Annotated in this window: 17 protein-coding genes; 15 read left to right on the top strand and 2 right to left on the bottom strand. The window is 53.2% G+C overall.

Annotation, left to right across the window (positions count from 1 at the left end; translation table 11 throughout):
* Nucleotides 1–300 precede the first annotated feature (300 nt).
* The gene (locus KOR42_RS22010) at nt 301–615 is read left to right on the top strand and encodes a hypothetical protein (protein WP_146511994.1); all 315 of its coding nucleotides are present in this window, start codon (nt 301–303) and stop codon (nt 613–615) included.
* Between the two features lie 20 nt (nt 616–635).
* Here the strand turns inward: KOR42_RS22010 and KOR42_RS22015 are convergent, their stop codons facing one another.
* Entirely contained in the window at nt 636–1,070 is a 435-nt protein-coding gene (locus tag KOR42_RS22015) for a GNAT family N-acetyltransferase (RefSeq protein WP_146511995.1), read from the bottom strand.
* Nucleotides 1,071–1,251: 181 nt separating this feature from the next.
* Between KOR42_RS22015 and KOR42_RS22020 the strand changes: the two genes are divergently transcribed.
* Nucleotides 1,252–1,647 carry a hypothetical protein gene (locus KOR42_RS22020; RefSeq protein WP_146511996.1) on the top strand — a complete coding sequence of 132 codons (396 nt, stop codon included), beginning with the start codon at nt 1,252–1,254 and terminating at the stop codon, nt 1,645–1,647.
* A gap of 17 nt (nt 1,648–1,664) precedes the next feature.
* On the opposite strand, the gene KOR42_RS22025 is transcribed toward KOR42_RS22020, so the two are convergent.
* Entirely contained in the window at nt 1,665–1,871 is a 207-nt protein-coding gene (locus tag KOR42_RS22025; protein WP_146512024.1) for a tautomerase family protein, read from the bottom strand.
* A 130-nt stretch (nt 1,872–2,001) separates the two neighbouring features.
* Here KOR42_RS22025 and KOR42_RS22030 point away from each other — a divergent pair, with 130 nt between their 5' ends.
* From KOR42_RS22030 to KOR42_RS22090, 13 genes are all read left to right on the top strand, one after another.
* Nucleotides 2,002–2,409 carry a hypothetical protein gene (locus KOR42_RS22030; protein ID WP_146511997.1) on the top strand — a complete coding sequence of 136 codons (408 nt, stop codon included), beginning with the start codon at nt 2,002–2,004 and terminating at the stop codon, nt 2,407–2,409.
* A 126-nt stretch (nt 2,410–2,535) separates the two neighbouring features.
* On the top strand, nt 2,536–2,829 hold the full coding sequence (locus tag KOR42_RS22035) for a hypothetical protein (protein ID WP_146511998.1): 294 nt from the start codon (nt 2,536–2,538) through the stop codon (nt 2,827–2,829).
* A gap of 56 nt (nt 2,830–2,885) precedes the next feature.
* Nucleotides 2,886–3,131, top strand: a complete 246-nt coding sequence (locus tag KOR42_RS22040) for a hypothetical protein (RefSeq protein ID WP_146511999.1) — start codon at nt 2,886–2,888, stop codon at nt 3,129–3,131.
* Between the two features lie 87 nt (nt 3,132–3,218).
* The gene (locus tag KOR42_RS22045; RefSeq protein WP_146512000.1) at nt 3,219–3,449 is read left to right on the top strand and encodes a hypothetical protein; all 231 of its coding nucleotides are present in this window, start codon (nt 3,219–3,221) and stop codon (nt 3,447–3,449) included.
* A 26-nt stretch (nt 3,450–3,475) separates the two neighbouring features.
* Nucleotides 3,476–3,754, top strand: coding sequence for a hypothetical protein (locus tag KOR42_RS22050; RefSeq protein WP_231741073.1), 279 nt, complete (start codon nt 3,476–3,478; stop codon nt 3,752–3,754).
* Between the two features lie 492 nt (nt 3,755–4,246).
* On the top strand, nt 4,247–4,840 hold the full coding sequence (locus KOR42_RS22055; RefSeq protein ID WP_146512001.1) for a TetR/AcrR family transcriptional regulator: 594 nt from the start codon (nt 4,247–4,249) through the stop codon (nt 4,838–4,840).
* 61 nt (nt 4,841–4,901) lie between these two features.
* Nucleotides 4,902–5,636: a cysteine hydrolase gene (locus KOR42_RS22060; RefSeq protein WP_146512002.1), complete on the top strand. Its 735-nt coding sequence runs from the start codon at nt 4,902–4,904 to the stop codon at nt 5,634–5,636.
* Between the two features lie 55 nt (nt 5,637–5,691).
* Nucleotides 5,692–6,639: an alpha/beta fold hydrolase gene (locus KOR42_RS22065; RefSeq protein ID WP_146512003.1), complete on the top strand. Its 948-nt coding sequence runs from the start codon at nt 5,692–5,694 to the stop codon at nt 6,637–6,639.
* A 123-nt stretch (nt 6,640–6,762) separates the two neighbouring features.
* The gene (locus KOR42_RS22070; RefSeq protein WP_146512004.1) at nt 6,763–7,338 is read left to right on the top strand and encodes a carboxymuconolactone decarboxylase family protein; all 576 of its coding nucleotides are present in this window, start codon (nt 6,763–6,765) and stop codon (nt 7,336–7,338) included.
* Between the two features lie 83 nt (nt 7,339–7,421).
* Nucleotides 7,422–7,883 carry a nuclear transport factor 2 family protein gene (locus KOR42_RS22075; protein WP_146512005.1) on the top strand — a complete coding sequence of 154 codons (462 nt, stop codon included), beginning with the start codon at nt 7,422–7,424 and terminating at the stop codon, nt 7,881–7,883.
* 74 nt (nt 7,884–7,957) lie between these two features.
* Entirely contained in the window at nt 7,958–8,500 is a 543-nt protein-coding gene (locus tag KOR42_RS22080) for a carboxymuconolactone decarboxylase family protein (protein WP_146512006.1), read from the top strand.
* Nucleotides 8,501–8,608: 108 nt separating this feature from the next.
* Nucleotides 8,609–9,220 (top strand): pyridoxamine 5'-phosphate oxidase family protein, encoded by a 612-nt coding sequence (locus KOR42_RS22085; RefSeq protein ID WP_146512007.1) that lies wholly within the window; start codon nt 8,609–8,611, stop codon nt 9,218–9,220.
* 72 nt (nt 9,221–9,292) lie between these two features.
* Entirely contained in the window at nt 9,293–9,934 is a 642-nt protein-coding gene (locus tag KOR42_RS22090; RefSeq protein ID WP_146512008.1) for an FMN-dependent NADH-azoreductase, read from the top strand.
* Nucleotides 9,935–10,000 lie beyond the last annotated feature (66 nt).

Raw genomic sequence — 10,000 nt, forward strand, 5'->3', positions numbered from 1 at the left:
ATCAGTTCAAACAAATGGTGAAAACCAAAAGTCTGAACACCTGACAACAAGTGATCATCTGGGCGCTACGCTTTTATTCCGTCACACCCTCTCCGTCGAGCGCTACGTTTTCTGACCGATGTCTACAATATCTGCATCTATGATCCTCATTGCCAACTACCGGGTCTCTTGTTGTCTTTAACCGCCATCATTCCAACATACTGTTTTCCAACCTGCAAGCAATCAAGATTGCCGCAGAAATACCTGTAGATGGACCATCGGCTGTCGTCATCACCAACTCTCACTTTCAAGGAGAAAACGATGACGATAGCAAACAAGACAGCGATAGCAGACGGATCAAACGAGATTCAGCGAAAAGCGGCGAGTGATGCCGATGCCGTGCAGTGCGGCGTGAACATCGCCGCCATTGTCGGATCATTCCACCGACATCTGCTCGCCCTGCAACAAAGCGGCGTTCGTGGCGACGAACTCTTCAACCATCCGGTCGCCCTCAGCTTCACCAGCAAGCTCAACGCTCTGTGCCGAATGTCGCACGACCGAGAACTCGACGCCCTGAGAGCAGTTCGTCGGATCGAGCGGGGCGAGTCGGTCGAGTACGAAGTGATCCCACTCTGATCGTGGTCGGACCGTCTTTTCTACGAGCCTTCAGTGCATTTCAGGCGGAGCAGTTTCTGTCCCGTTAGCTCATGAAGTTTCTCTTCCATTTCCACAAATCCATACCGGGTATAGAACCGACGACCAATGGAGTTCTCAGAAAATACCTCAACCTCAAGAGTCCCATTATCAGTTTGGACCTTGTCAACCAGTGCTCGCCCGATACCTGTTCCGTGATAAGAAGGCTCCACAAAAAGCCCACCGATTTCATTTCCTAAGAGTGCGATGAAACCGATAACCGCTCCATCAACTTCCGCCACCCAAGTCACTGCATTTGGCAAATACAACTCAGGAATGTTCTTTCTCTCTTGGTCAAGAAAGTCTTCTTCCAAGAATGGGTGTGCGAGCCGGGTTGCTCTCTCCCATGTCTTTAGAATGGCAGGCACATCGCCGCTTTCGTATTTCCGTATCCGCATCTTTGGCGTCCTGCGTGAGGTTGTCGTGAAACCAGTGACACACGGGGTAGTCCTCAGGTTCACTTGAGAAGAATTGCAAAGAGTCGAATGCTTCGATCTAGAAGTGTTTCGGCTCTAATTGTGGTCGGACCGTCCTGTCGTGGTGTTGGCAATCAACCTTCACCACAACAGGAGATCGTACATGACAAGCACTCATTGGGAACGACAGGGACAGATCGAGATCGGGATCATCGAGTATGAGGGGCGAGAATATGCCGCCCTCGGTGCCTCGGTCGTCGGGCGAAACATCACCGGGTACACCAAAGGGGACCGCTACGGCATCACGCTGACAACATGGTGCGGCAAAACCATGCTGGACTGCCGTTGCGAGATCGTCGAGCGGTACTGGACCGGATCACTCGCCCTGATGTTCCGCCTCCCTCGTGGTCGGTTCATCATTGGCTACGCTCTCGGCGAAAACGGTATGCTCTTCCGGGGCGAGTTGATCGATGATTGCACCGACGACGATGCTCGTCGTCAGGCGGCGTATCTCGCACAGTTCTTTGGTGAACTCGATGCCGAAGACGAGGAAGGCTGATCGGCCCTCGTGCTAGCTCACCCTTCCGTTTGCTGCCGCTTCCAGTCGTCGGTCAGAAGCCCGGCGTAACCCCAATTCTCTTCGTCAACCTCTTGGATGATGATATGAATGTGCTCCGGCTTCTTGCTGAGGACCCGAACCAGTGAATCGGTCATCTCCCGGACGAGGGTGGATTTCTGCTCCCTCGTTGCACCGGACGTAATTTGCACGTTGATATAAGGCACAAGCACACCTTTCGTGTCTGAGAGAAGGAATAACTCAACTGCGAACGACTCCTGCCACATTCTACACTGTCGCATGACGGAATGGACCGAAGCCGTGCTCGTGTCACTCAAACGAACAGGAGACACGAGCATGGCAACGATCACTGCCAACGGCACCTTTCACGGTCACGAACTCACGGATATGCCCGTCGTCAATCCGGGCGACTGGTTCGGCAAGACTTGGCTCATCGAGATCGGCGGGAGCTACTCGCCACTCTTCCTCATCGTCGAAGCCGACAGTATGTCCGCCGCCATAGACGAACTGGCGGACAGCGAGAAGTACGGTCACCACATCGTCGTTGAAGAAGCGAACCTCGGCGATTACCCGGAAGATGATCGGCACTACGGACCCAGCGGTCAGGTTGTCGATCTGGATCACCTGATGGTTCATGGGCAGGAAGGAAGTAAGACGCCATTCACATGCACGTATCACGGCGAGGGTTTGCCTGCCGAGGGCGTGAAGCCAAACGAGTTCTGCTGGGACGAACTCGGAGCGTAACGAACATCGAAGAGTGAGAGCCGAGGCAAGGATGTCTCGGCTCTATTGCGTTGGTGGCAACGACAGCAGTTGAAGTTGGACCAGTGAGCAAAACTATCACCAACTACTTCATCACAAGGAAACACTATGGTTACCACGAACAACAAGAAACCACTCTTTGCACTTGGTTCCGTAGTCGCCACACCCGGAGCCTTGGACGCCATGCAAGCCGCAGGACAGACGGCGATGGAACTGCTGCAACGTCACGTCGTCCTCGATCCGGGCGAACTCGACGAAGAGGACCAACAAACGAACGAGGAAGCGGTCACCAATGGTGACAGAGTCTTTTCGAGCTTCCTGCTCAAAGATGGCACGAAACTGTGGGTCATCACCGAAGCCGACCGCTCATCGACGTGCCTGCTGCTTCCCGACGAATACTGAGTCGGACCCACGGCCAACACCAGAACAATCACCTTCACTTTTCAGGAGACGAACGCATGACTGACGAGACCGAATCGATCCGCCGTGAGATGGTCGCCGAAATCAACGCCGAACCGGGCAGCAGGGAATATCTCGAAGCGAAGCACGGTCAGGTGTGGGACACGAGTGAGCTTCAACGAGACTTTGAAGTGCTGGGATTCATGGCACCGCTAGTCGTGGCAAGTCGCAAGTCGGACGGGACCAGAGGAAGCCTGATGTTCCAAGCCAGTCCTCGATTCTACTTCGGGTGGTCTCCTGAGTGAGTTGGTTGGTGGAGGGTTCGCCCGGCTTCGGCTCGGCGAACCATTTCTTCTCGTTGTTGATCCAGCCACGAACTTGGACACGAATCGATGACACGACGTTGCCCTATCACCCGACACGAATTCCATGAACGATCCCCTGATGCCGAGCAAGTGATGACCGCAATCTCGGAATCGCTCCTACTCAAGCGGAAAGAGTTCTCGACCGGATCATTCGGCTACGCCGGGACCGGCAAGATTGAGGTACTTGTGGCCGACACGCTGGTGCAGTGCCAAGTCTCCGTCGTGGCAACAGTCGTTGATAGCAAACACGCTGAGTAAGTGTTCTTCAGAAGAAATTGAAGGTCATGTCCAGCGAAACGCAACTCGAACAACGAAATATGTTCTTAAACCACTACACCTGCTACTGCTGCGGCGAGCATTGGACCGACGTTTGGGACTGCCATGTTGATGACGACTGCCCGCACTGCGGAGCACGGCATTGTTCGCCGATTGATTCAGAAGACTTGGTGATTGCTGATAATGGAGATCGGACCGAACCTTCACGCACAACAGAGATGAGCGAAGTGCAAACCGTACTCGTGATTGTCAGTGGTGGCGTGGTTCAAGATGTCGTTTGTTCGTGACTTTGACGTAGAGGGTGTAGAGGACGAAGCGGTTGTCACTCAAGGGGACGAGCGGTTCATCGAGTCCGTCTGGTCAGCGGATCAAGGCGAACCGGCAGAGCATCGCTGCTGAATCAAACGGTGATCGAATGGGACCAACTCGTCCGAGTGACTACTTGGTTGCATTTCTTCAAACCCAACAATTCCAGTTGTATTCTTCGTGGCGAGTTCCCCACCCCCGGCCAGTGGAGCGATACCGCTGGTTACATTTTTTATAACTCGCAACTCGAATGATCTTCCGTGTGGGCTGAAGCGTTTGCGAAAAGCCAATTCGAAAAACCGCCGCCGCAGAATTTCGAACCCCTCGCTGGGAATTCAATGTCCTCCAACAGTCGTGGAGAAGTTTGTTTCCACAAACAAGTTGTGGGGCATCGGTGTGACCGGTAGAAGATATTTTGTGAGATTCTTTCGACACCCTCTTGACAAAAACAGACAGGTCTGTATATTTCAGTCATGAGCAAGACACAAACAAGAAAATCCGACGCCCGACAGCGAATTGTGGAAACCGCAGAGCGGCTATTTTACGCCGAAGGAGTTAGGGCTGTCGGTATCGACCGGATCATCGCCGAGGCGGAAGTGGCGAAGATGACGCTCTACAACCACTTTGCCTCGAAAGATGACCTGATCCTCGCCGTGTTGCAGTATCGGGAGGAGAAGTTCGATGGCCTTTTCGAGAAGTGGATGGGGCGACACACCAAGGCGGGCAAGGACCGACTGGAGGCGTTTTTTGCGGCACTCAAGGACTGGTTTACAAGCCCCGGCTTTCGGGGTTGTATGTTCATCAACGCTTGTGCGGAGTTAGCGGATGCAGGACACGAAGGCTCGCAATTCTCGGCCCAACATAAGGAGCGATTCCATGCCATGTTGAAAGAGGTTATTGCCGAAACTGGCGGATCAAAGGCGGCGGAATCACTAACACCTGCGATCTCACTGCTGGTGGAAGGGGCGATTGTCACCGCCGTCATGGAACAGTCACCGAATTCGGCTGATGTCGCAAGGGATGCAGCACTGGCCCTTGTCTCGAAAAATTCAAAGAAGCGTAAGTAAGGTTCTCTTTTTTTTACCATCAAATGTACAGACCTGTCTGTATTCTTCAAGGAGATGCGAAATGTCGGAATCCACCAACGCTGAACAGCCCACCATCGTTTACGGCTCAGGCCGCAAGCCAGATGCCGCCATTCCCCGGCCCGGCTTGGAGCTACGCAAGAGTAACGTCGCCGTGGTCGTCACCGATCCCCAAAACGATTTCCTCAGTCCGCAGGGTGTCACATGGGGCGTCGTGGGTCAGAACGTCACCGACAACAACACGGTCGAAAACATTGGTCGCTTGTTTGCCGCCTCGAAAGGGAACGACGTGCCTTTGTTCATCAGCCCGCACTATTACTACCCCCAAGACCACAAGTGGCAATTTGAGGGGGCGTTGGAGCGGCTGATGCACGACATCCAGATGTTCGACCGCCCGAATGCTCTCGATCTCACGAACTTCGACGGTTCGGGGGCCGATTGGCTGGAGCAGTACAAGCCGTTCATTAACGACGGCGAGACCGTCATCACCAGCCCGCACAAGGTGTTTGGACCGGAATCAAACGATCTGGTTCTTCAGCTTCGCAAACGAGGTATCGATCAAGTCATCCTCGCTGGAATGTCGGCCAACTTGTGCGTCGAATCGCATCTCCGTGAACTTCTCGAACAAGGCTTCGAGGTTGTGGTTGTCGGTGACGCCACCGCAGCGGCTCAGGTTCCCGGCTACGACGGCTACGATGCGGCCATGACCAACTTTCGCTTCCTCGCCAGCGACGTGTGGAGTGCCAGCGAAGTCACTGAGCGGCTGTCGGCACTCTAACCCAAAGAACCAACAATTCTTGTTCCTGTAACCCTTTCGATTTGGAGACTGAATCATGACTAAGCTCAAAACGACTGCGACCGCACTGGCTCTCGCCACTCTTTTCACATTTGGCTTGTTGGCACATGCAGATGACCAACCAACATCGGCTCAGGTCTACCACCGCACGGTGAAGATCGATGGCCTCGACATCTTCTATCGGGAAGCGGGTCCGAACGATGCTCCCACGGTTCTGCTGTTACACGGGTTCCCGACTTCCTCGCACATGTTTCGCAATCTTATCCCGGCAATGGCTGACAAGTACCACGTTGTTGCCCCTGATTACCCCGGTTTTGGCAACAGTTCCGCTCCTTCGGTCGAGGACTTCGACTACACGTTTGACAACTTGGCAAACGTGGTCGAGCAGTTCACCGAGAAGGTGGGTTTGAAGAAGTATTCAATCTATCTCATGGATTACGGTGCCCCGGTTGGGTTCCGGCTGGCGGTGAAACACCCGGAGCGAGTCGAGACGCTGATCGTGCAGAATGGCAACGCTTACGACGAAGGAATCGACAACGAGTTCTGGAAACCGATCAAGGCGTACTGGAAGGACCGCACTGACGAACAAGGTGACAAATTGCGATCTCTGCTGACGCTGGATGCGACCAAATGGCAATACACCCACGGAGTTCGCAACGTCGAGACGATCAGTCCAGACACATGGGGGCATGTCCAACCACTTTTGGACCGTCCCGACAATCAGGAAATCCAACTGGCTCTGTTCTACAGCTACGGGAGTAATCCGCCGCTTTATCCCAAGTGGCAGGAGTATCTCCGCAAATACCAGCCACCAACGTTGATCGTCTGGGGCAAAAACGATGCGATCTTCCCGGCTGCCGGGGCACATCCTTACAAGCGTGACCTGAAGAATCTGGAGTTCCATCTGCTCAATACGGGCCACTTCGCTCTCGAAGAAGATGGAACGAAGATCGCTGAGTTGCTCCGAGGCTTCCTCGGCAAGTAAATGGCCGAATAGACCACCGACCTATTTTTTTGCAAACCAGCCGACAGACCAGTCTGTCTTTATGCCTCAGCCGAGAGTGTCTCGGCGAAACACGCCTGTTTTCAAACTTTAAGGAGAAGAACCATGCAACGTCTCAATTCCATCAAACCTGAACTCGCCCAAGGCCGCACCAAAGAGTTGCTCGACACCGTGGAACAAGCCTTCGGAACGATTCCCAACACCGCCAAAGTGATGGGCAATTCACCCGCCGTGCTGGAGAGCTTCCTGTCCTTCGCCACGGCGATGGGAGGAGCAAAGATCGGTGAGAAGCTTCACAACCAAGTGAAACTCAACACCAGTGAAACCAACTCCTGCACTTATTGCACTTCCATTCTGTGTGCCGTCGCTCCCACGGCAGGTCTGTCGGCTGATGACATTCTGGCTGGGCGAACCGGAAACTCTGAGGATCACCGCACGGAAGCCGCACTCAAATTCGCCGAAGTAGTGCTGGAGAGTCGTGGCAAGGTCAGCAATGGTCAACTCGCCGACGTGCGAGAGGCCGGGTTCGATGACGCTGAGATCGTGGAGATCGTCACCAGCGTCGTGCTGGGTTGCTTTACGAACTTTCTCAACAACGTGGCCGACACGGAACTCGACATTCCGCAAGCTGAGCCAGTCGCTGCTTCAACGTGCAGCACCGAAGCTTGTTCCGTGAAATGAACCTACTGTTCCCCTGCCGGGTGCTTGGTCCGATACAAGCACCCGGCCTTTTCATCGGCAACAATCAATACAGGAGATGAAACGTGTCCGCCATTCGACCACCATTCAATTTGGAATCCGCAACCGCCAAAGTTCGTGCCGCAGAAGATGCTTGGAACAGTCGTGACCCGCATCGTGTCTCTTTGGCGTACTCGGAAAACTCTGAATGGAGAAACCGAGATCAATTCATCCGTGGCCGTGAGCAAATCCGAGAGTTCCTCACCGACAAGTGGGAGAAGGAACTCGACTACCGCCTTACCAAGTCGCTCTGGAGCTTTACGGAAAACCGGATCGCCGTCCGTTTCCAATACGAGTACCACGATGCGGCAGGGCAATGGTTTCGAGCTTACGGAAACGAACTATGGGAATTCGATAACGAAGGACTGATGCAGCGTCGAGAAGCCAGCATCAATGATGTCGCCATCGAAGAAGTGCAACGCAAGTTCCACTGGCCCAATTCCACTCCCCGACCTGTTGAACATGATGGCATCCTCAGCGTTGCCTGAGCAGCAATACTTCCAATTTTGAATCCCACGAACAGACCGTCTGTTCGTAAACCTTTTTCTTTAGGAGAATTACCATGTCTCGTATCACCCCTGTGACCCCCGAAGCTGCAACCGAAGAATCCAAGGAACTCTTTGAGCAAGTTCATCAGAAGTTGGGTCGTGTGCCCAATCTCATGCAAACGCTTGGACATTCGGCTGCCGCTCTGAGTGGCTACCTCAGCCTGAATGACGCTCTGAGCCAAGGCTCTCTTTCCGCCAAGGATCGTGAGAGGATTGCTCTTGCCGTTGCTGAATATAACGGATGCGGCTATTGCCTTGCTGCCCATTCAGCAATTGGAAAAATGGTCGGTCTGAATCCGAACCAGATCATCGAAAGCCGCAATGGTCATGCAAGCGACTCGAAGGCTGATGCACTTTTAAGATTCGCACATCGGGTTCTTGAATCGAATGGACAAATCAACGATTCCGATCTCGAACAGTTTCGTGCAGAAGGCTACTCGGATGGAGAAGTGGCCGAAGTCATCGCTCACATCAGCCTCAGCGTGCTGACAAACTTCTTCAATAACGTCGCCAAGACAGAGATTGACTTCCCCAAAGTCGATTCACTTGCCGCCTGACGATCATGCAATTCGTGGGCCGGTGAACCTAATTTTTCACCGGCCCACTTCCATAAGTGTACCTTGCAAGCATCAATACAAACCCAATTCAGATAGGGAGTAAGACTCATGACACGCTATTCCAGCGATGTGGCATTCACTCCGGCAGTCAAAGCAATCCAGTCTGAAAAAGGATCTCGCCAGAGCTACGAAAGAGTCGAACAAAGCGGGTGGAAAACAACAGTGACGCCGGAACTGTCGGCTTTCCTCTCAACTCTGGATATGTTTTATTTGGGCACAGCAAACGCCGAGGGTCAACCGTACATTCAATACCGTGGCGGATCGCCCGGATTCTTACGCCCATTGGATGAAAGGACGCTGGGGTTTGCCGACTTTGCTGGCAATCGGCAATACATCACTTTGGGGAACCTGTCAGAGAACACCAAAGCATTTATCTTCTTGATTGATTACGTCCGCAGCCGACGCATTAAGCTCTGGGGAAACGCCAGAGTTGTAGAAGATGATCCTGAACTGCTCGACCTGCTGAGTGATCCGTCCTATTCGGGACGAGTTGAACGGGCCGTCCTTTTTCATATCGAAGCGTGGGACATCAATTGCCCTCAGCACATCCACAAGCGGTTTCCTCAACGGGAAGTTGCTCCGGTGGTCGAGCAGCTTCAAGAGCGAATACAGGAACTCGAAGCACAACTGGCGACGGTGCGGCAGGCAGGTGCGACCTGACTGCGAACAAAAACGATTCAACTCAGCGAATGAACGCTTCCCTAGCCAACTCTCATTAGAAAGGAGGCTGAAATGTCTCATCTACTTCATATTGATTCAAGTCCCCGTAACGACCGTTCTCACACACGTCGCCTGACAGCCCACTTTGTTCAAAGTTGGCGGGACAGCCACCCGGACGGCATCGTGACTTATCGTGACATTGGACGAAACCCATTGCCACATGTGACAGAAGAGTGGATCGCAGCAGCATTTGCCCAACCAAATGAACGCAGTCAGGCAATGCGAGATGCCTTGCGATTGAGTGACGTATTGGTAGACGAGCTTCTTGAAGCTGATTCCATCGTCGCAGGGATTCCATTCTACAATTTTGGGATGCCGAGCGGCTTCAAAGCCTATATCGATCAAATTGTGCGTGTAGGCCGGACATTTCTGTTCGATCCCAACAACGTAGAATCGACATACACACCGCTCGTTCACGACAAACGAATGATTGCAGTCATCTCTCGTGGAGATGGCGGTTACGGTCCCGGTGGTCGAAATGAAGCTCTCAATCACCTTGATCCGCATTTGCGGACGGTGCTCCGCTTCATCGGCGTGAACAATGTGGAGATTGTTGCTGCCGAGAATGACGAACATGGTGGTGCGGCGTTGGTAGACTCACTTGATTCTGCTCGTAGACGGCTTATGAGGCTTGCGAATAACAATCCGTCGTAGACGACCATGTTTCTTCTGCTTCGCCGCTGAACAACCTGAATTGATCCGCAGGGTCACTTCACGAAA

Source organism: Thalassoglobus neptunius (assembly GCF_007859735.1).
Taxonomy (GTDB): domain Bacteria; phylum Planctomycetota; class Planctomycetia; order Planctomycetales; family Planctomycetaceae; genus Thalassoglobus; species Thalassoglobus neptunius.